At 64.0% G+C, this 19014-nt stretch carries 21 protein-coding genes; 16 read left to right on the forward strand and 5 right to left on the reverse strand.

Translation table 11 applies throughout. The annotated features are described in order from the left end of the window. Positions 1 to 51 precede the first annotated feature (51 nt). Positions 52 to 1284 carry a TROVE domain-containing protein gene (locus tag N2602_RS17385; RefSeq protein WP_260383386.1) on the reverse strand — a complete coding sequence of 411 codons (1233 nt, stop codon included), beginning with the start codon at positions 1282 to 1284 and terminating at the stop codon, positions 52 to 54. Positions 1285 to 2539: 1255 nt separating this feature from the next. Between N2602_RS17385 and N2602_RS17390 the strand changes: the two genes are divergently transcribed. Beyond that, a complete protein-coding gene (locus tag N2602_RS17390) occupies positions 2540 to 3211 on the forward strand; it encodes a DUF429 domain-containing protein (RefSeq protein WP_172786411.1) in 672 nt (223 codons plus the stop codon). Between the two features lie 6 nt (positions 3212 to 3217). Here N2602_RS17390 and N2602_RS17395 read toward each other — a convergent pair whose 3' ends face one another. Further along, complete coding sequence (locus N2602_RS17395) at positions 3218 to 3421, reverse strand: hypothetical protein (protein ID WP_172786412.1); 204 nt, start codon at positions 3419 to 3421, stop codon at positions 3218 to 3220. A gap of 163 nt (positions 3422 to 3584) precedes the next feature. Between N2602_RS17395 and N2602_RS17400 the strand changes: the two genes are divergently transcribed. Beyond that, entirely contained in the window at positions 3585 to 3731 is a 147-nt protein-coding gene (locus N2602_RS17400) for a hypothetical protein (protein WP_175424029.1), read from the forward strand. 75 nt (positions 3732 to 3806) lie between these two features. Further along, positions 3807 to 4511 (forward strand): glutathione S-transferase family protein, encoded by a 705-nt coding sequence (locus N2602_RS17405; protein WP_260383387.1) that lies wholly within the window; start codon positions 3807 to 3809, stop codon positions 4509 to 4511. 6 nt (positions 4512 to 4517) lie between these two features. Here N2602_RS17405 and N2602_RS17410 read toward each other — a convergent pair whose 3' ends face one another. Continuing rightward, positions 4518 to 4889 (reverse strand): tRNA-binding protein, encoded by a 372-nt coding sequence (locus N2602_RS17410; protein WP_172786414.1) that lies wholly within the window; start codon positions 4887 to 4889, stop codon positions 4518 to 4520. 106 nt (positions 4890 to 4995) lie between these two features. On the opposite strand from N2602_RS17410, the gene N2602_RS17415 reads away from it, so the two are divergent. Beyond that, complete coding sequence (locus N2602_RS17415) at positions 4996 to 5355, forward strand: ArsC family reductase (protein ID WP_212257515.1); 360 nt, start codon at positions 4996 to 4998, stop codon at positions 5353 to 5355. A gap of 3 nt (positions 5356 to 5358) precedes the next feature. On the opposite strand, the gene N2602_RS17420 is transcribed toward N2602_RS17415, so the two are convergent. Next, a complete protein-coding gene (locus N2602_RS17420) occupies positions 5359 to 6039 on the reverse strand; it encodes a hypothetical protein (protein WP_260383388.1) in 681 nt (226 codons plus the stop codon). 305 nt (positions 6040 to 6344) lie between these two features. Here N2602_RS17420 and N2602_RS17425 point away from each other — a divergent pair, with 305 nt between their 5' ends. The 7 genes from N2602_RS17425 (at position 6345) to N2602_RS17455 (ending at position 12838) form a co-directional block, all read left to right on the forward strand. After that, positions 6345 to 7100 (forward strand): ABC transporter ATP-binding protein, encoded by a 756-nt coding sequence (locus N2602_RS17425; protein WP_260383389.1) that lies wholly within the window; start codon positions 6345 to 6347, stop codon positions 7098 to 7100. Beyond that, positions 7093 to 7839 carry an ABC transporter ATP-binding protein gene (locus N2602_RS17430; protein WP_212257518.1) on the forward strand — a complete coding sequence of 249 codons (747 nt, stop codon included), beginning with the start codon at positions 7093 to 7095 and terminating at the stop codon, positions 7837 to 7839. Before N2602_RS17425 ends, N2602_RS17430 begins: the two co-directional genes overlap by 8 nt. 55 nt (positions 7840 to 7894) lie before the next feature. Further along, a complete protein-coding gene (locus N2602_RS17435) occupies positions 7895 to 9115 on the forward strand; it encodes an ABC transporter substrate-binding protein (protein WP_260383390.1) in 1221 nt (406 codons plus the stop codon). Between the two features lie 75 nt (positions 9116 to 9190). Next, positions 9191 to 10054 carry a branched-chain amino acid ABC transporter permease gene (locus N2602_RS17440; RefSeq protein ID WP_036000843.1) on the forward strand — a complete coding sequence of 288 codons (864 nt, stop codon included), beginning with the start codon at positions 9191 to 9193 and terminating at the stop codon, positions 10052 to 10054. Between the two features lies 1 nt (position 10055). Next, positions 10056 to 11024 (forward strand): branched-chain amino acid ABC transporter permease, encoded by a 969-nt coding sequence (locus N2602_RS17445; protein ID WP_172786420.1) that lies wholly within the window; start codon positions 10056 to 10058, stop codon positions 11022 to 11024. A 155-nt stretch (positions 11025 to 11179) separates the two neighbouring features. Further along, on the forward strand, positions 11180 to 11824 hold the full coding sequence (locus N2602_RS17450) for a DUF47 domain-containing protein (RefSeq protein ID WP_166816744.1): 645 nt from the start codon (positions 11180 to 11182) through the stop codon (positions 11822 to 11824). A gap of 9 nt (positions 11825 to 11833) precedes the next feature. Beyond that, positions 11834 to 12838 carry an inorganic phosphate transporter gene (locus N2602_RS17455; RefSeq protein ID WP_260383391.1) on the forward strand — a complete coding sequence of 335 codons (1005 nt, stop codon included), beginning with the start codon at positions 11834 to 11836 and terminating at the stop codon, positions 12836 to 12838. Here N2602_RS17455 and sugE read toward each other — a convergent pair. Then, positions 12831 to 13145, reverse strand: coding sequence for a quaternary ammonium compound efflux SMR transporter SugE (gene sugE, locus N2602_RS17460; RefSeq protein ID WP_172786422.1), 315 nt, complete (start codon positions 13143 to 13145; stop codon positions 12831 to 12833). The two genes, N2602_RS17455 and sugE, sit on opposite strands and share 8 nt — an antisense overlap. Positions 13146 to 13319: 174 nt before the next feature. Between sugE and N2602_RS17465 the strand changes: the two genes are divergently transcribed. The 5 genes from N2602_RS17465 to N2602_RS17485 all read left to right on the forward strand — a co-directional run bounded on the left by N2602_RS17465 (position 13320) and on the right by N2602_RS17485 (position 19009). Then, positions 13320 to 14942, forward strand: a complete 1623-nt coding sequence (locus N2602_RS17465) for a peptide chain release factor 3 (protein WP_172786423.1) — start codon at positions 13320 to 13322, stop codon at positions 14940 to 14942. Positions 14943 to 15214: 272 nt separating this feature from the next. Further along, a complete protein-coding gene (locus N2602_RS17470) occupies positions 15215 to 15793 on the forward strand; it encodes a hypothetical protein (RefSeq protein WP_260383672.1) in 579 nt (192 codons plus the stop codon). A gap of 68 nt (positions 15794 to 15861) precedes the next feature. Beyond that, complete coding sequence (locus N2602_RS17475) at positions 15862 to 16446, forward strand: NnrU family protein (protein WP_260383392.1); 585 nt, start codon at positions 15862 to 15864, stop codon at positions 16444 to 16446. Between the two features lie 151 nt (positions 16447 to 16597). Then, a complete protein-coding gene (locus tag N2602_RS17480; RefSeq protein WP_260383393.1) occupies positions 16598 to 18190 on the forward strand; it encodes a class I adenylate-forming enzyme family protein in 1593 nt (530 codons plus the stop codon). Between the two features lie 165 nt (positions 18191 to 18355). Next, positions 18356 to 19009: a tetratricopeptide repeat protein gene (locus N2602_RS17485; RefSeq protein ID WP_260383394.1), complete on the forward strand. Its 654-nt coding sequence runs from the start codon at positions 18356 to 18358 to the stop codon at positions 19007 to 19009. The last annotated feature ends 5 nt before the right edge of the window (positions 19010 to 19014 follow it).

Below are 19014 nucleotides of genomic sequence, written 5' to 3' on the forward strand. Positions count from 1 at the left end.
GGATTTGCTGGCCCCGGGCGCGGCTCGCGTCCGGGGCCATTGTCGTTGCGCTCAGTTCAACGCCGTCTCCGACGCCGCGATCCACGCGACCACGGCCTCGGAGAAGCCGTTGACGCGGGTCCAGGCGCCGTGGCCGACACCGTGCTGATACGAGGCCACGTTCACCATCGTGCCGCGCGCTTTGGGCTCGGGCACCTGGTCATGGCTCTGCTCGTCGGTGAAGACGATCAGGCGATCGCCCTTGCGGTCGATCTCCGCCACCGCCTTGCCGAGCCAGGTTCCGCTATGCGGCTGCGAGTCGATGATCGCATCTCGAAGCGCGAAGCCGCGGCGGGGAGGGACCTTCACCACCCTGTCGGAGAAGGTGAAGATCTCGACCTCGTCGCAGATCTCGCGCGCGAGGATGGAAAGGCCACACGCCGCCTCCGCGCGCGTCATTTCCGACTGCGCGGAGAGCGTCGCGAACATCGAGCCCGACACGTCGATCAGGAGCCGGGTACGGCCCGGAAGCCGCGCATGGTCCTTGACTGACTTGAGCATCGCGGCCTCGAGCTCGGGCTCGAAGTCCGGCGCATAGCGTGCCGCCGTGATGAAGCGATAGGGAAGGATACGATCCGTCCGCATCGCCTCGATCGCGCCTGCGATGGTCTCGCGCGGGACCTGCGCAGTCTGCATCAGGCGCAGATTGCGCAGCAGCGCGAGGCCGCCGAGCTTTCGCTCGGCGATCAGCCGCTCGAAGGTCTCGCGCTTGTCCTTGCCGGCCGAGAGCGAAACCTCCCAGGTGTCGGGGGAGGCGAGCTCGCCGTCGACGAGCTGCTTCCACACCTTCGCCTGTTCGGCATCCCTGGGCTTGGCGTGCACGAGGAACAAGACGTCCCTGATCCGCACCGCACCGTCGCGGTCCCACTTGGCGAGCTGGTAGGCGTCGAACTTGGTCAGCGCCCGGGCAAGACCCTTCTTCACCTGCGCCGACACCGGCTGCCGCTTGCGCTGCTGCATTGGCCCCAGCGCATCCGCCCAGTAGATCGCGAGCAGCTCCGTCATCTCGTCGGGACGCTGGATCACCTGAGCGAGCGTGTCCGCGACGAGGCCGCGGTGCTTCTCGTTCCGCGCCATCTCGCGGATGACGAGCAGCGGTGCGTGCCGCAGCTTCATCACCTCGCGGGCCTCGATCGCGAGCTGCGCGACGCGCTCCGGCGCCACCTTGGGCACGAGGGCCTTGATGCGGTCGGCGATCGCAACGCCGTCCTCATAGAACTGGTCCTCCCACAGGAGGCAGTTCATCAGTGCCCGCTTCAGCTCCATCTCGGGCGTGAAGCGCCTTGCACGCGCGCCCTCCCGCGTGAAGGGCGAACGATCTTGTTGAGCCTGACCATGACGGCCTCCTCTTGGGTTGACGGGGACATGAAACGGTGCCGGGGAACAGTCGAGGCTGTCCTGCCCACGAGGGGCTCCACATGCTCTACCGCTGAGCTACGGACTTTCGTCCGGAAGGAGTCGAACCTTCGACAGTGTGATCACGAAGTAACAGCACTCTTCACCACCGGCGGTGGCAGAACGGACACGATCCGGGAACAGGCGATTGCTGTACCCAGCGAGCCGAAGCTCGCCGGAAAGCGCTCTATCCTCTGAGCTACCGGTGCATGGAACACCGGGCGGGATTCGAACCCGCGACCTCTCGCGTTGCAGGCGAAGTAACAGAAATCTTCACCACGGACCGTGATGGGGTTAGCGGGGAACGATCGATGCTGTTGCTGCCCTTGCGGGCGATCCGCCTTTCGGCGCGCAGGGTTCGAACCTGCTCGGCGCTTTCGCGCCTTCACCACGAAGTAACAGACATCTTCACCACCGCCAGGCCGACGCCTTCGCATCGGCCGTTGATGGGTACGCTGGGGAACGGGCGATATCGCCTTGTTGGGATGGCAACCAGGTGTCCTCCACCCGTGACAATAGCGCAGAGCGCGTAAGTCAGAGGCGAAGTTCGAGCCCGCTCTTCCATCGTGTGAAGTATTCGATATCCTCACCACCAGCGTCGGTTGAGCCGCGACCACTCGCGGCAAACCGAGTTACATTCGATCGCGGCGCTGTCGACGCGCCGCATGTTGCGAACCCTGAAGGGTCGCTCTGCCATCGGTGTCCGGCTCATCGCCTCGTTCCCTCCGGCAGGCCCCGCGCACTTGGACACGCGCCTTCTCAGCGCGAGCCCGGGATCCGGGTCTCCCGTTCCGGCCATTGCCGGGTTGTTCGGTTGGGCCGCGCGGCGGGCAACAAAAAACCCTCCGGAGCGGCAGGCTCGGGAGGGTCCGTGAGAAGCGGACTGTCGATCTTGCGGTCAGGCAAGATCGCTCCCATGAGCCGGGCATGCGCAATCGAATAGCTTGTGGCTATTCGGCGTGCGGACATTTCTTTCGTAGCGGTACGACATCGCTCGGTTCATGGTGTCTGTCGCAAACGGAAGTGCTTGCGAGGGCGCGGGACATACGCCCGCAACTTGCGGATGTCAAGCGAGACGCGTGCGGAAACTGAAATTGACGGACGCATGACTTGCCAAAATTATTTGGGGCTCGACGGATTTCGTTTCGGCTGGGTCGCAGCGTGGATCGACGCGCGCGGCGATCACGGCTTCGATTATTCGCCTAGCCTGACGCGTCTGCTCGCATTGCCGCACGCCCGCGCGATGATCGACATGCCGATCGGACTGAACGTGAGCGGCTATCGTGCCTGCGATTTGCGCGCACGGGAGCTGATCGGCCCTGCCGTGTTTCTGGGCGCGCGCCGCGACCTCTGGACCTTTCCGGACCTGGCGGCGGCCAATCGCCATTACTGGAAGCACGAAGGCGAGGGCAGGGGCGTGTCGGCGCAGCTCTGGAATATCAGGGACAAGATCAGGGAAGTCGATGAGGCCATGACGCCGGCGCGGCAGGCGACGATCGGCGAAGCGCATCCGGAATTGATCTTCTGGAATCTGGCAGGGCGCGTGCGGCTCGAACCGAAGACCTCGCCGCGGGGGCGAGAGCAGCGTATCGCGTTGCTGGGAGACCGCGGCTTCACTGAGGTCGAGAGATGGCTCACGCTTCGCCACGGCACCGGGATCGGTCGCGACGACCTCATCGACGCCTGTGCCTGCGCCGTCGCAGCGCGCGACAGCGCGCAATCCGTTGGCGACGGCAGGACCGATCCGCGCGGATTGCGGATGGAGATCAACTTCTGACGGCGATCAGCCCTCGACTTCGCCTTCGAGCTGACCGCGGCTGTCGGGGTCTGGATATGAGCCGCCCTCGTCGTCCAGTCTCGTTGCTCGCGATTCGTACTCGTCGGCCATCGTCCGCAACCGTTGCGCGGCTTTGCTGTGCTCGAGATCGTTCGCGACGCGGCGACAGCGTTCAGCGTGGTCGAGCAGGGCGCGTTTCTCGATGTTCATCGAGCGACAACGCGCGAGGGGGCCATTGGTCCCTACGCAAGCCGCCGGAACAGCACGATCGCTTCGCAGCGAGATCGGGAAAAAATAGCAATATTTAGTGCCGCCTGGAACGTGACGCCTGAGCCGACGTTCTACGCCAGAGGCTGTCGAGGGACATAATACCATGTACGACGTGTGCCAATTGGCGACCGCGATGCTCGCGATCGCCTTTACGGCCCTGCTGTTGATCACGGGTCAACGGTTCATCGAATCTCGGCTGCAGCGTGAAGCAAAGCCCCCGATCGTAGCGATGGCGACGCTGCCGCCATAAGCACAGCCGGAAGTCACTTGCGCACTGCGGTATCTTGCCTAGATTGAGCACGCCTCAGTCCATGCAAAGGTCCCGATGTCCGATCTGTCCGTCTTCCCCATCACCAAGCGTTGGCCAGCCAAGCATCCCGAACGACTCCAGCTCTATTCGTTGCCGACGCCGAACGGCGTCAAGGTCTCGATCATGCTGGAGGAGATCGGGCTTCCTTACGAAGTCCACCTCGTCGATTTCGGCAAGGACGATCAGAAGACGGCCGAATTCCTCTCGCTCAATCCGAACGGCAAGATCCCGGCCATCCTCGATCCGAACGGCCCCGGCGGCAGGCCGCTGCCGCTGTTCGAATCCGGGGCGATCCTGCAATACCTCGCCGAAAAGACCGGAAAGCTGCTGCCGCAGGATGCCGCGCGGCGTTACCAGACGCTTCAGTGGCTGCACTTCCAGATGGGCGGCGTCGGGCCGATGTTCGGCCAGGTCGGCTTCTTCCACAAATTCGCCGGCAAGGATTACGAGGACAAACGGCCCCGCGACCGCTACGTCGCCGAAGCCAAGCGCCTGCTCGGCGTGATGGATGTGCATCTCGCCGGCCGGCAATGGTTCATGGACGATGACTACACCATCGCCGACATCTCCATGCTCGGCTGGGTGCGCAATCTCATCGGCTTTTATGGCGCCGGCGATCTCGTCGAGTTCACCCAGTTCAGGGCGGTCGGTGACTGGCTCGAGCGCGGGCTTGCGCGTCCGGCGGTGCGACGCGGATTGAACATTCCGCAGCGGCCGTAGGCCATCCTAGAACAGGCGCCCGCCGTTCGGCACCGGCTTGCTCGGCTGCACCAGCACGACCTTGCCGTTGGCATCGGGGAAGCCGAGCGTCAGCACCTCGGAGACGACCGGGCCGATCTGGCGCGGCGGGAAATTGACGACGGCCGCGACCTGTTGCCCCACGAGGGTTTCGAGCGGGTGGTTTTCAGTGATCTGGGCCGAGCTCTTGCGCACGCCGATGGCGGGGCCGAAATCGATCCACAGCCGCCACGCCGGCTTGCGCGCTTCCGGAAACGGTTTTGCGTCGACGATGGTGCCGACACGGACGTCGACCGCGAGAAAAGTGTCGAAATCGATGGTCGGTGCGGCGGCTGCGGCGGGATCGTGGGTGACGTGCATGGTGATGTCCGTTTAAAGAGTTGGCGCGTGCCGCAATATTGTCGCGCGACGCGGAGTTTCGTACAACGCCACGCACATCACCGATACGCCATGCGCGAGGACTGTCTTGCCCACCATCATCTACGGCATCAAGAACTGCGACACCATGAAGAAGGCCCGTGCCTGGCTCGATGCCCATGGCGTGGCGTACGCGTTTCACGACTACAAGGCCGCGGGTGTGGAGAAGGACAGGCTCGAGCAGTGGACCGACAAGGTCGGTTGGGAGACCCTGCTCAATCGCGCCGGGACGACCTTCAAGAAGCTCCCCGATTCTGACAAGGAAGCCCTCACCGAGAAGAAGGCGCTGGCATTGATGCTAGCGCAACCATCGATGATCAAGCGGCCGGTGCTCGAAATCGGAAGCAAGCTGCTGGTCGGCTTCAAGCCGGATATCTATGCCAAGGAGGTCGGTGGCAAGGCCCGCTGACGGCTAGTTCAGCTCGATGATCTCGTTTGAAATAGCGGGGCCCGGCTGGTCCGCGAACTCGACCGTCTCGGCGGGTGCGATGCGGCCGGGGGCGCGATGAAACAGCTCGCGGTCGATCACGGCCCGCAGCTTCGGGCGCGGCAGCGCGTCATTTCCGCGCATCAGATTCTTGATCTCGAAGCCGCCGTCCTCGCAGAAGGTCTTCACTGACGCGATGACGTGGCTGACTCTGCCGTCGGTCAGGAACGGCAGCAGCAGCCGCTCATACGCGACGATGCGGCCATAGGTGTCGTCGACGTCGGCAACGCTGTAGACCGGAAGGCCGCGCGCGACGCATTCGAGATAGACCGGCACCACGTAGGGTGCGAGCCGAGGTCCGACATAGTCATCGAGCGAAACGCCCTTGCCGGTATGCCCATAGGCGCGCGAGATGCGCGTGCCTTCGCTCTGGATGACGAGACGCGGCGTCGGCGTCGAAAGCTCCACCGTATAGTAGATCAGATCCGACAGCTCCTCCTCGAGCCGTGCGGGCTGATACTCCCAGATCGCCGGAGCGATCTGCTGACGCGCATAAAGTCGCAGCCACGTGTTCAGGAGATCGCGCTGCCGGATCGACTTGACGACGGAGGGAGCCGCGCTTGCAAAATCCAAAGCAATATTCTCCGCACGTGAAAACCCGCGCATGATCGGGCTTGCGGGGAAATTATTGATGAAGGCTGGCGCGGGAGACGAAAGACCGTTAACGACGGCTTGATGGCCGGTGCCTTGCGAACCGGGAAGGCCGGGCAGGCACGACATCGACCTCTGCGACTAAGGGAGCATTTGTATCCCAGCCGAAGGCTTGACCTGCTCAGCTTTCCGCCTTGCCTAACCCCCGTCACCTCCGGCATATTCCGCGCCCGGAGGCGGCGCCCCGGTGGGCTGCAAGTCCTCCGGACAGCCGAAGCAACAAGGACAGCCACGCGCCGCGCGGGCAGGGGGAAAACTGTTTGGCCGATGAGTTCATTCTCGAAACGGAAGGCTTGACCAAGGAGTTCGCGGGCTTCTTCGCCGTCCGCGACGTTGCGCTCAAGGTTCGCCGTGGGAGCATTCATGCGTTGATCGGCCCGAACGGGGCCGGCAAGACGACCTGCTTCAATCTCTTGACCAAGTTCCTCAAGCCGTCGGCCGGGAAAATCCTGTACAAGGGGCAGGACATCACCGCGATGGCGCCGGCGGATGTGGCCCGCATGGGTCTGGTCCGTTCGTTCCAGATTTCGGCGGTGTTTCCCCATCTCACCGCGCTGGAGAACGTCCGCGTCGCGCTGCAGCGCCAGCATGGCTCCTCGTTCGACTTCTGGCGCTCCAAGTCGGTGCTCAACCGCTTCAACGATCGGGCGCGCGAGCTTTTGAGCGACGTCGGCCTCAGCGAGTTTGCCAGTACGCCTGCGGTCGAGATGCCCTATGGGCGCAAGCGGGCGCTCGAGATCGCAACCACGCTCGCGCTCGACCCGGAGATGATGCTGCTCGACGAGCCGATGGCCGGCATGGGCCACGAGGACATCGACAAGATCGCGGCGCTGATCAAGCGCATCTCCGCGAAATACACCATCCTGATGGTCGAGCATAACTTGAGCGTCGTGGCCAACCTCTCCGACATCATCACCGTGCTGACGCGCGGGCAGGTGCTCGCGCAGGGCCATTACTCAGAGCTCACCAAGGACGAGCGCGTCAAGGAAGCTTACTTGGGAGCCGGTCATGCCTGACACTGCGATCGCCGAGGCTCCGGCCAAGGCTGCGACCGGCGGGAACATCCTGCAAGTCCGCAACCTCGAAGCCTGGTACGGCGAGTCCCACATCCTGCACGGGATCAATTTCGACGTGAATGCGGGCGAGGTCGTCACCCTGCTCGGGCGTAACGGCGCCGGCAAGACCACCACGCTGAAGTCGATCATGGGCATCATCGGCAAGCGTGCCGGTTCGGTGAAGTTCAACAACCAGGAGATCATCCGCGCGACCTCCGACAGGATCGCGCGCATGGGCATTGCCTTCTGCCCGGAAGAGCGGGGCATATTCTCCAGTCTCGACGTCCGCGAGAACTTGATGCTGCCGCCGGTGATCCGTGAAGGCGGATTGTCGCTCGAGCAGATCTTCGAGTTGTTCCCGAACCTGAAGGAGCGGCTGAACAGCCAGGGCACCAAGCTCTCGGGCGGCGAGCAGCAGATGCTCGCGATCGCGCGCATCCTGCGCACCGGCGCGAGCTTCCTGATGCTGGACGAGCCGACCGAGGGCCTCGCGCCCGTCATCATCCAGCAGATCGGCCACACCATTGCGCGGCTCAAGAAGGAGGGCTTCACGATCCTTCTGGTCGAGCAGAATTTCCGCTTCGCCTCCACCGTCGCCGACCGCTATTACGTGGTCGAACACGGCAAGATCATTGACGGATTTTCCAATTCCGAGCTTGCCGCCAACATGGACAAGCTCCACACCTATCTCGGTGTGTAGCCGAGCAGGGCGGACGATCGAGAGTAACTATCAAATGAATATTGGGAGGCTGATTATGAAGCACGGCATTTCGGCAATGTTGCTCGGGACGGCCCTGGCGCTCGGCGCGGCAGGTGGCGCAGTCGCGCAGGACAAGAACATCAAGATCGGCGTGCTGACCGACAATTCGGGACTTTATGCCGACCTCGGTGGCGCTGGCTCGACCGTCGCCGCACAGATGGCGATCGAGGATTCCGGGCTCGCTGCCAAGGGCTGGAAGCTCGACCTGATCTCCGCCGACCATCAGAACAAGCCCGACATCGGCTCCACGATTGCTCGGCAATGGATCGACGTCGAGAAGGTCGACATCTTCATGGATGTGCTGAACTCCGGCGTTGCGCTGGCGGTGAACAACATCGTCAAAGAGAAGAATTCCATCCTGATCAACACAGGTGCAGCGACGTCGGATCTCACCAACGCGCAATGCTCGCCGAACACGGTCCACTGGGTCTATGATACCTATATGCTGGCCAACAGCACCGGGCAGGCGCTGGTGAAGGCGGGCGGCGACACCTGGTATTTCCTCACCGCGGACTACGCCTTTGGCCATGCCCTCGAGCGCGACACCGCCGCGGTCGTGGTGAAGTCGGGCGGCAAGGTGATCGGCAATGTCAAGCATCCGCTGAATACTGCCGACTTCTCGTCCTTCCTGCTTCAGGCGCAGGCCTCCAAAGCCAAGATCATCGGCATGGCGAATGCCGGCGGCGACACCACCAACACCATCAAGCAGGCAGCGGAGTTCGGCATCGTCTCCGGCGGCCAGAAGCTTGCGGGCCTGCTGCTCTTCATCACCGACGTGCACTCGCTCGGTCTGAAGGTGGCGCAGGGCCTGAACTTCACCGAGACCTTCTATTGGGACATGAACGACGGTACGCGCGCGTTCTCCAAGCGCTTCTCCGAGCGCATGAAGAACAAGGCGATGCCCTCGATGGTGCAGGCCGGCGTCTACTCGGGTCTGCTGCATTATTTCAAGGCGCTGGAGGCGATGGGCGGCAACCCGCATGACGGGGCCAAGGTGGTCGCCAAGATGAAGGAGATGCCGACGGAGGATCCGCTGTTCGGCAAGGGAACGATCCGTGCGGACGGCCGCAAGCTACATCCCGCCTATCTGTTCGAGGTCAAAAAGCCCGAGGAATCCAAGGCGCCCTGGGACTATTACAAGCTGATCGGCACGACCCCCGGCGACCAGGCCTTCCGGCCGCTGTCGGAAAGCGCCTGTCCTCTGGTGAAGAAGTAACGGTGAACGATGCAGGCCGGTGCGCAACGGCGCCGGCCTGTTGTTGAGGAATAAAAGGGACCGGGTGCGGGATCGATGCAGGCTCTTTACGCTCAGCTACTGGTGGGACTGATCAACGGCTCGTTCTACGCGCTGCTCAGCCTCGGGCTTGCCGTCATCTTCGGCATGCTCAACATCATCAATTTCGCCCACGGCGCGCTCTACATGATGGGCGCCTTCGTCGCCTATTTCCTGTTGAACCTCGGCGGCATCAATTATTGGTGGGCGCTGCTGCTGGCGCCGATCATCGTCGGCATCTTCGGCATGATCCTGGAGCGGACCATGCTGCAATGGCTGACCGGGCTCGATCATCTCTACGGCCTGCTCCTGACCTTCGGCATCGCGCTGATCGTGCAGGGCGTGTTCCAGAACTATTTCGGCTCCTCGGGTCTGCCTTACGCCATTCCCGACCAGCTCAGGGGCGGCATGAATCTCGGCTTCATGTTCCTGCCGATCTACCGCGGCTGGGTCGTCGTGTTCTCGCTGGCGGTGTGCCTTGCGACCTGGTTCCTGATCGAGAAGACGCAACTCGGCGCTTACCTGCGCGCCGCCACCGAAAATCCGACGCTGGTGCGCGCCTTTGGCATCAACGTGCCGCGCATGATCACGCTCACCTACGGTCTCGGCGTCGGCCTTGCCGCGCTCGCCGGCGTGCTCTCCGCGCCGATCAACCAAGTGCGGCCGCTGATGGGCGCCGACCTCATCATCGTCGTGTTCGCGGTGGTCGTGATCGGCGGCATGGGTTCGATCATGGGCTCCATCATCACCGGCTTCGCGCTCGGTGTGATCGAGGGCCTGACCAAGTATTTCTACCCCGAGGCCTCCAACACCGTCGTGTTCGTGCTGATGGTGCTGGTGCTCCTGGTGAAGCCAACGGGATTGACGGGAAGGGCGGCCTGAGATGACAACCCTGACGGACGACACGCTGCCGACAACCCCGCGCGCGATGCGCGACGAGATGACCGTGTTCGTGGCGATGGCGCTGCTGCTGGCAGCGGTGCCGTTCACGGGCCTCTACCCGTTCTTCGTGATGCAGGCGCTGTGCTTTGCGCTGCTCGCCTGCGCGTTCAACCTGCTGGTCGGCTATGGCGGCCTGCTGTCGTTCGGCCACGCCATGTTCTTGGGGACAGCCGGCTATTGCAGCGCGCATGCGCTGAAAGTGTGGGCGCTGCCGCCGGAGCTCGGCATTCTCGTCGGCGTGGCCGCGGCGTTCGTGCTCTCGATCATCACGGGCTACATCTCAATCCGCCGCCAGGGCATCTATTTCTCGATGATCACGCTGGCGCTGTCGCAGCTGTTGTACTTCATCTATCTCCAGGCCCCGTTCACCCATGGTGAGGACGGCATCCAGGGCATCCCGCAAGGACGCATGTTCGGCCTGCTCGATCTCTCCAAGCCGACGGTGCTGTACTATGTCGTGCTGGTCGGCTTCCTCGCCGGCTTCCTCCTGATCTTCCGCATCATCAACTCGCCGTTCGGCGAGGTGCTGAAGTCGATCCGCGAGAACGAGCAGCGCGCGATCTCGCTCGGCTACCGCACCGACCAGTACAAGTTCCTGGCCTTCGTCCTGTCGGGGACGCTCGCCGGCTTTGCCGGCGCGCTGAAGGTGTTCGTGGCGCAGAACGCCTCGCTCACCGACGTGCACTGGTCGATGTCGGGCGAGGTCGTGCTGATGACCCTGGTCGGGGGGCTCGGCACCATTTTCGGTCCCGTGGTCGGCGCCTTCGTGATCATCGCCATGCAGCAATATCTGGCGGGTTTCGGCCAGTGGGTGACGGTGATCCAGGGCGCGATCTTCGTGGTCTGCGTGCTCACCTTCCGCCGCGGCGTCATCGGCGAAATCGCGCATTACTTCCGGCGATCGCTCTAAGTGGCTGATATTGCATCAATTTCATTGGTGCAGGAAAGCGGTGGATGATCCGGCTCCGCGGGCGTGAGATGACGCGCGCGGATCGAAAATGGTCTATGACAGTTTTATGACAGCCCCTCGCGGGCCTGACCATTTTCAACCGGTAGCCTATCCCCATGATGCGATGGTTTCGTGCGTTCCTGCCCAAGGAAGAACGGTTCTTCGACCTGTTCGACCGGCATGCCCAGACCGTGATCCAGGGCGCAATCGCCCTGCAGGGCATGCTCAATGGGGGTGAGGAGACGCCGGTCTATTGCCAGCGCGTCAACCAGTTCGAGAACGACGCGGATAACATCACCCGCGAGGTGCTGACGGCGGTGCGCCGCACCTTCATCACCCCGTTCGACCGCGGCGACATCAAGAACCTGATCACCTCTCTGGACGATGCCATCGACCAGATGCAGCAGACAGCCAAGGCCGTGATGCTGTTCGAGGTGCGCGCCTTCGAGCCGCCGATGCGCGAGATCGGCGGACTCCTGATCGAATGCGCCAATCTGGTGGGACGCGCGCTGCCTTTGATGCAGTCGATCGGTCCGAACGTCGCCATGCTGACCGCGATCACGGAAGAGCTCGGCAAGCTGGAGGGCCGGGTCGACGATCTCCACGATATCGGGCTGAAGGAGCTGTTCCTCAAGCATCGCGACGGCAATGCGATGGATTTCATCGTCGGGGTCGAGATCTACGACCATCTCGAGAAGGTGGCCGACCGCTTCGATGACGTTGCGAACGAAATCAACAGCATCGTCATCGAGCAGGTATAGGGCCTCGCCGTGGATGCCGCGTTGGGTCTTCCCGTCCTGGTCGGCTTGATCGCCGTCGCGCTGCTGTTCGACTTCCTGAACGGCCTGCACGACGCCGCCAATTCGATCGCGACCATCGTCTCGACCCGCGTTCTGCGGCCGCAATTCGCGGTGTTCTGGGCTGCCTTCTTCAATTTCATCGCCTTCCTGGTGTTCGGGCTGCACGTCGCCCAGACCATCGGCACCGGCATCATCGATCCCGCGGTCGTCGACGCCCAGGTGATCTTCGCAGCGCTCGTCGGCGCCATCGTCTGGAATCTCGTGACCTGGGCGCTCGGCATTCCGTCCTCGTCCTCGCACGCACTGATCGGCGGGCTGGTCGGCGGCGGCATGGCCAAGGCCGGCATCTCGGCCGCGGTGTGGAGCGGCCTGTCCAAGACCGTGCTTGCGATCGTACTGTCGCCGCTGGTCGGCTTCCTGCTCGCGATGTTGCTGGTGGCGATCGTGTCCTGGGCCTCGGTGCGCTCGACGCCGTTCGCGGTCGACCGCGCCTTCCGCATCCTGCAATTCGCCTCCGCCTCGCTCTATTCGCTCGGCCATGGCGGCAACGACGCGCAGAAGACCATGGGCATCATCGCGGTGCTGCTCTATTCGCAGGGCCATCTCGGCAGCGACTTCTCGGTGCCGTTCTGGGTGGTGCTGTCCTGCCAGGCGGCGATGGCGCTGGGCACGCTGATGGGCGGCTGGCGCATCGTCCGCACCATGGGCCTGCGCATCACCAAGCTGACGCCGATGCAGGGCTTTTGCGCCGAGACCGGGGGCGCGGCGACGCTGTTCATGGCGACCTATCTCGGGGTTCCCGTCTCGACCACCCACACCATCACAGGCGCCATCGTCGGCGTCGGCGCCGCCCGCCGCGTCTCGGCGGTGCGTTGGAACGTCGCCAGCTCGATCGTCTACGCCTGGGTGATCACGATCCCGGCCTCGGCCATCGTGGCCGCGCTGACCTGGTGGGTGGTCCAGCTCGTCAGGTAACGAGCTTCAGTCCGATGATGCCGGCGACGATCAGGCCGATGCTGGCGAGGCGGAAGGCCGTAGCCGGCTCGCCGAACAGGACAATGCCGAGCGTCGCCGTGCCGACCGCGCCGATGCCGGTCCAGACCGCATAGGCGGTTCCGACGGGCAGGGATTTGAGCGCAAGCCCGAGCAGGATGACGCTGCCGGCCATGGCCGCAAGCGTGACCGCGGACGGAACAAGCTTGCTGAAACCTTCGGTGTATTTCAGGCCGATCGCCCAGGTGATCTCGAGAAGACCGGCGACGAACAGGATGCTCCAGGCCATGACGACCCTCCATCAAGGCAGGGTCGTCCCCGCGGCTGAGGTGCTGATGGGCGGGGAAGGCCGTCCTCCCCCAAGACTGATATAATCAAGCGTCGATATGGGGCTGGCCGGAAGTCCCCGCAATCACCAAATGAGGCTTGATCAGGCCCGTTTTCCCTGCCACACGCTCCCGCCATGTCCGACATCGCCACCACCACAGCCGAATCGCCGGCCCGTTCCCCGCTTGCCGCTGAGGTGGCGCGGCGGCGGACCTTTGCGATCATCTCCCACCCCGACGCCGGCAAGACCACGCTGACCGAGAAGCTGCTGCTGTTCGGCGGCGCCATCAACCTCGCCGGCCAGGTCAAGGCCAAGGGCGAGCGGCGCAACACGCGTTCGGACTGGATGAAGATCGAGCGCGAGCGCGGCATCTCGGTCGTGACCTCGGTGATGACCTTCGAGTTCGAGGGCCTCGTGTTCAACCTCCTGGACACGCCGGGCCACGAGGACTTTTCGGAAGACACCTATCGCACGCTGACGGCGGTCGATTCCGCCGTGATGGTGATCGACGCCGCCAAGGGCATCGAGGCGCGCACCCGAAAACTGTTCGAGGTGTGCCGGCTGCGCGACATCCCGATCATCACCTTCATCAACAAGATGGACCGCGAGAGCCGCGACGTGTTCGAGCTGCTCGACGAGATCGAGAAGACGCTGGCGCTCGACACCACGCCGATGACCTGGCCGGTCGGCCGTGGCCGCGACTTCCTCGGCACCTATGACGTCGTCAATGGCGGCGTGCGCCTGCTCGAAGGCGGCGGCGCCAAGACCGGCGCGGCGCAGCAGATCGCGATCGAGGAATTGGCCAAGCTCAACGCCAATCTCGACGTCTCCGCCGTGAAGGACGAGCTCGAGCTCGTCACCGCGGCGTCGAAGCCGTTCGAGCTGGAAGCGTTCCGCGAGGGCCATCTGACGCCGGTCTATTTCGGTAGCGCGCTGCGCAATTTCGGCGTCGGCGATCTGCTGGAAGGTCTCGGCAAGTTCGCGCCCGAGCCGCGCGCGCAGGACAGCGACCAGCGCAAGGTCGAGGCCACCGATCCGCGCATGAGCGCGTTCGTGTTCAAGATCCAGGCCAACATGGATCCGAACCACCGCGACCGCATCGCCTTTGCGCGCCTCTGCTCCGGCAAGCTCAGCCGCGGCATGAAGGCCAAGCTCGTGCGCACCGGCAAGAGCATGCCGCTGTCGAGCCCGCAATTCTTCTTCGCGCAGGACCGCTCGGTCGCGGACGAAGCCTTTGCCGGCGACGTCGTCGGCATTCCCAACCACGGCACGCTGCGCATCGGCGACACGCTGACGGAAGGCGAGGAATTCAACTTCGTCGGCGTGCCGAGCTTTGCGCCGGAAATCGTCCGCCGCGTCCGTCTCACCGACGCGATGAAGGCGAAGAAGCTGAAGGAAGCGCTGCAGCAGATGTCGGAAGAGGGCGTCGTGCAGGTGTTCCGCCCCCGCGATGGCGCCCCGGCGCTGGTCGGCGTGGTCGGCGCGCTGCAGCTCGACGTGCTCAAGGCGCGGCTCGAGGCGGAATATTCGCTGCCGGTCGAGTTCGAGGTCAGCGAGTTCCAGCTGGCGCGCTGGGTCTCTTCGGAGGACCGCAAGAAGCTCGACACCTTCATCGCCGCCAACACCTCGAGCATCGCCGACGACGTCGACGGCGATCCCGTCTATCTCGCCCGCAACGAGTTCTATCTCGGCTACACCCGGGAGCGGGCCGAGGGCATCGAGTTCAGCAATGTCAAGGACGTCAAGAAGAAGGGGTAGGGCGGCGCGCCCTCCGCTGGGCGGCCACATACCCGCTGCGCAAGCACACCCTCCGCTGTCACGCAAGCACACCTTCCGCTGTCATGCCCCGGCTTGACCGGGACATCCAGTACGCCGCGGCCTGTCGATTCAGCCACTACCGTCTCGGAGTACTGGGTCGCCCGGTCAAGCCGGGCGACGACAGCGTGCCTGAACGCGAGCATGTGAACGCGCGCGGACTTGACGCGTTCATGGACAGCGCCACTTTTCTCGTGACCTTGCGAGCTCACTCCATGTGGCGCGGCATTCTCGTTCTGATCCTGCTGACGATCTCAACGATCGTCGTCGACGCACGGCCGCGCCAGATCAATCCGATCCCGTTCGCGCACGAGCCTTGCAGCGTGCTCGACGGCGAGCCCTGCACGCCGTCCTATTGCAGCCCGCTCGAACCCGGGCCATGCATTCCCGAGATCGATTACCCTTACGGCCAGAACCTCCAACTCACCGTCGAAAGCGTGCCGGCGGAAGCTGATCGCGCCAAATATCAAAAGCCCGATCACGACCTCGATACGATCGGCGACCTCTTCGCCGCGCTGCGCAGCTGCTGGTCGCCGCCATCGGACCGTGCGCGCACGGGCATGCAGATGTCGGTGCGTTTCAGCTTCAACAAGGCCGGCGGCCTGATCGGCCCGCCGCGCCTCACATACGCGACTGCGGGTGTGCCGGCGGATATCCGAACCACCTATCTCAACGCGATCAATTCATCGCTGAAGGCCTGCCTGCCGCTGAAGTTCACGAGCGGTCTTGGCGGGGCGTTGGCCGGGCGACCCATCGCCATCCGTTATGTCGACAATCGGGAGCTCGGCAAGTAGCGCGAGTTGCGAGCGGCAGCCAATCGATGATACCTCAGAGCCGGGGGCTGCTTTGCGGGGAGGGTGTCGTGGGTCTGCTGGTCATGATCCTGGGGCTGGTGCTGTTTTTTGCATCCCATATCTTCACAACCAAACGAGAGGCACGGGCGCAGGCGATCGCGAGGCTGGGCGAGGGGACCTACAAGCTGCTCTATTCGGCGGTCTCGCTGGCAGGGCTGGCGCTGATCATCTGGGGCTATGCCCACTACCGCAGCTCCGGCTGGATCGACGTCTGGTATCCGCCGAAGGCGATGAAGCACATCACGCTGGCCTTGATGCTGCCTGCAGTCATCCTCGTGGTGGCGTCCTACATGCGTGGCCGCATCTACGCGACGCTGAAGCATCCAATGCTGGCCGGCATCAAGCTGTGGGCCGCGGCGCATCTTTTGGCCAATGGCGATCTCGGCTCCATCATCCTGTTCGGCTCGTTCCTGGGCTGGGCGGTCTATGACCGCATCTCGCTTAAAGCTCGCACCGACGCCGGCGGCCCGCCGATTCCGGTCGGCGGCGTCACCAACGATCTGATCGCGGTCGCGGTCGGCGTGGTCGCCTATCTGGCCCTGGCCTTCGCGTTCCATCCGGTGGTGATCGGTGTGCCCGTGATCGGGGTCTAGCGCATGATCCGGAAAAGTGTGCAACGGTTTTCCGATAAGATCATGCGCAAGAATTAAGTCAGCTGGTCAGCACAAGACGAAACCCGGATGTCCATGCGCGGAAGATAAGAAGATAACAAGATAACAAGAGCAACAAGCCGAGGGCATCCCGATGGACTGGTCGCAATCTCAGATCCCGCCGATGGGGCTCGTGGCGCGCTTTGGCGATCGAGTAGTGCCGGCGTTTTGCGATCGGCCATCGAGCCTCTGGGCGATGATCGCGGACGCCTGCGCCCGCAATGCCGAGGGCGAAGCGTTGATCTGCGGCAATGTCCGCCTGAGCTGGGGCCACGCGGTGGAGCAGGCCGCGCGGATCGCTGCGGGATTTCGCAAGCTTGGATTGCAGCGCGGCGATCGTGTTGCGATCCTGCTCGGCAATCGCATCGAATTTCCGCTGCTGCTGTTTGCCGCCGCGCATGAGGGGCTGGTCACCGTGCTGCTCAGCACACGCCAGCAGAAGCCGGAGATCGCCTATGTGCTCGCCGATTGCGGTGCCAAGATCCTGATCCACGAAGCCGCGCTCGCCGAGCGGCTGCCCGATGCGCATGATGTGCCCGATGTGATCCATCGCATCGCCGTCGCCGATGATCCGGCTCTGTCGCGTTTCGCAGGGCTCGCCGACAACCCGCCGGCCGTGGCACCGATCGAGGTGGGCGAGGAGGACACCGCGATGATCCTCTACACCTCCGGCACCACGGGCAAGCCGAAGGGCGCGATGCTGGCCCATTGCAACATCGTCCATTCCTCCATGGTGTTCGTGTCCTGCCTGCAATTGACGGAGGCCGATCGCTCGATCGCAGCGGTGCCGCTCGGCCATGTCACGGGCGTCGTCGCCAACATCACCACCATGATCCGCTGCGGCGGGGCGCTGATCATCATGCCCGAGTTCAAGGCCGCCGATTACCTCAAGCTCGCCGCGCGCGAGCGCGTGACCTACACGGTGATGGTGCCGGCGATGTACAATCTCTGCCTGCTCCAGCCCGATTTCGACGGCTGCGATCTGTCGAGCTGGCGCATCGGCGGCTTCGGCGGCGCACCGATGCCGGTCGCCACCATCGAGAAGCTCAAGGCGAACATTCCCGGCCTGAAGCTGATGAACTGCTACGGCGCGACCGAGACGACCTCGCCCTCGACGATCATGCCGGGCGAGCTGACCGAGAGCCACATCGACAGCGTCGGCCTGCCGTGCCCCGGCGCGCGCATCGTGGTGATGGGCCCGGACGGACGCGAGCTGCCTCCCGGCGAGATCGGCGAGCTCTGGATCCAGAGCGCCTCCGTCATCAAGGGCTACTGGAATAATCCGAAGGCCACCGCCGAAAGCTTCACGGGCGGATTCTGGCATTCGGGCGATCTCGGCTCGGTCGATGCGGAAGGGTTCGTTCGCGTGTTCGACCGGCAGAAGGACATGATCAATCGCGGCGGCCTGAAGATCTATTCGGCCGAGGTCGAATCCGTGCTCGCCGGCCATCCCGCCGTGGTCGAGAGCGCGATCATCGCCAAGGCCTGCCCGGTGCTGGGCGAGCGCGTCCACGCCGTGGTGGTGACGCGACAGCCGGTGGCCGATACGGACCTGCGCGCCTGGTGCGCCGAGCGCCTGTCCGACTACAAGGTTCCCGAAACCATCGCGATCACGGCAGACCCGCTGCCGCGCAACGCCAACGGCAAGGTGCTGAAGCGGCAGCTGCGGGAGCTGCTGGGAGCTTGAGCCGGGCAGCGGCATCCGGGCTGTCCCGGGTGGTTAACGCCTTGATCGGGCTCGCTTTGCCTTGCCACCGCCATATCGTTAGGCTACCTCGCCGCCACGCGGGGACGGGATTCCTGACGCGAACGCCTTGGCGCGCGCACCCGGACGGGCATGGGATTAGCATAAGTGTCTGAATTCTTTAACGAAGTCGACGAGGAAGTACGTCGCGAACAGCTCAAAAAGCTGTGGGACAGGTATTCGATCTACTTCATCGCCCTGATGGTGCTGGTCGTGGCCGCCGTCGGCGGTTGGCGCGCCTATCAATATTTCGAGGCCAGGAAGGCCGCCGAGGCCGGCGCCGTGTTCGAGAAGGCCGTCGAGCTGTCCGAGCAGGGCAAGCACGAGGACGCCGAGAAGGCGTTCACCGAGCTCGCTGCCAAGGCACCGTCCGGCTATCGCACCTTGGCGCGGCTGCGCGCTGCGGCCGAGGCCGCGAGCCGCGATCCCAAGGCGGGCGCGAAGATGTATGACGACATTGCCGCGGACCGCAGCATTGGCGGTGAGTGGCAGGATCTGGCCAAGATCCGCGCGGCCGGCCTCGTGCTCGACAGCGCCAGCTACGCCGACATGCAGCAGCGGCTGGAATCTTCCGCCGCGCCCAAATCGACCTTCCGCCACAGCGCCCGCGAGATGCTGGCGCTGTCGGCCTGGCGCAACAACGACATGACCGCAGCCCGCAAATGGCTCGAGGCGATTGACGGAGACGGCGAAACGCCGCCCGGCCTGCGCTCGCGCGCCGAGGCGCTCCAGGCTTTGTTGCCACCCGTCGCCAAAAGCTGACGACG

Source organism: Bradyrhizobium sp. NC92 (assembly GCF_025200865.1).
Lineage (GTDB): Bacteria > Pseudomonadota > Alphaproteobacteria > Rhizobiales > Xanthobacteraceae > Bradyrhizobium.

Bases quoted from the DNA above. Each gene is read 5' to 3' on its own strand.
- N2602_RS17385 (WP_260383386.1), bottom strand. From the start codon at position 1,284: ATGAACTGCCTCCTGTGGGAGGACCAGTTCTATGAGGACGGCGTTGCG.
- N2602_RS17390 (WP_172786411.1), top strand. From the start codon at position 2,540: ATGACTTGCCAAAATTATTTGGGGCTCGACGGATTTCGTTTCGGCTGG.
- N2602_RS17395 (WP_172786412.1), bottom strand. From the start codon at position 3,421: ATGAACATCGAGAAACGCGCCCTGCTCGACCACGCTGAACGCTGTCGC.
- N2602_RS17400 (WP_175424029.1), top strand. From the start codon at position 3,585: ATGTACGACGTGTGCCAATTGGCGACCGCGATGCTCGCGATCGCCTTT.
- N2602_RS17405 (WP_260383387.1), top strand. From the start codon at position 3,807: ATGTCCGATCTGTCCGTCTTCCCCATCACCAAGCGTTGGCCAGCCAAG.
- N2602_RS17410 (WP_172786414.1), bottom strand. From the start codon at position 4,889: ATGCACGTCACCCACGATCCCGCCGCAGCCGCCGCACCGACCATCGAT.
- N2602_RS17420 (WP_260383388.1), bottom strand. From the start codon at position 6,039: ATGCGCGGGTTTTCACGTGCGGAGAATATTGCTTTGGATTTTGCAAGC.
- N2602_RS17430 (WP_212257518.1), top strand. From the start codon at position 7,093: ATGCCTGACACTGCGATCGCCGAGGCTCCGGCCAAGGCTGCGACCGGC.
- N2602_RS17435 (WP_260383390.1), top strand. From the start codon at position 7,895: ATGAAGCACGGCATTTCGGCAATGTTGCTCGGGACGGCCCTGGCGCTC.
- N2602_RS17440 (WP_036000843.1), top strand. From the start codon at position 9,191: ATGCAGGCTCTTTACGCTCAGCTACTGGTGGGACTGATCAACGGCTCG.
- N2602_RS17445 (WP_172786420.1), top strand. From the start codon at position 10,056: ATGACAACCCTGACGGACGACACGCTGCCGACAACCCCGCGCGCGATG.
- N2602_RS17450 (WP_166816744.1), top strand. From the start codon at position 11,180: ATGATGCGATGGTTTCGTGCGTTCCTGCCCAAGGAAGAACGGTTCTTC.
- sugE (WP_172786422.1), bottom strand. From the start codon at position 13,145: ATGGCCTGGAGCATCCTGTTCGTCGCCGGTCTTCTCGAGATCACCTGG.
- N2602_RS17465 (WP_172786423.1), top strand. From the start codon at position 13,320: ATGTCCGACATCGCCACCACCACAGCCGAATCGCCGGCCCGTTCCCCG.
- N2602_RS17470 (WP_260383672.1), top strand. From the start codon at position 15,215: ATGTGGCGCGGCATTCTCGTTCTGATCCTGCTGACGATCTCAACGATC.
- N2602_RS17480 (WP_260383393.1), top strand. From the start codon at position 16,598: ATGGACTGGTCGCAATCTCAGATCCCGCCGATGGGGCTCGTGGCGCGC.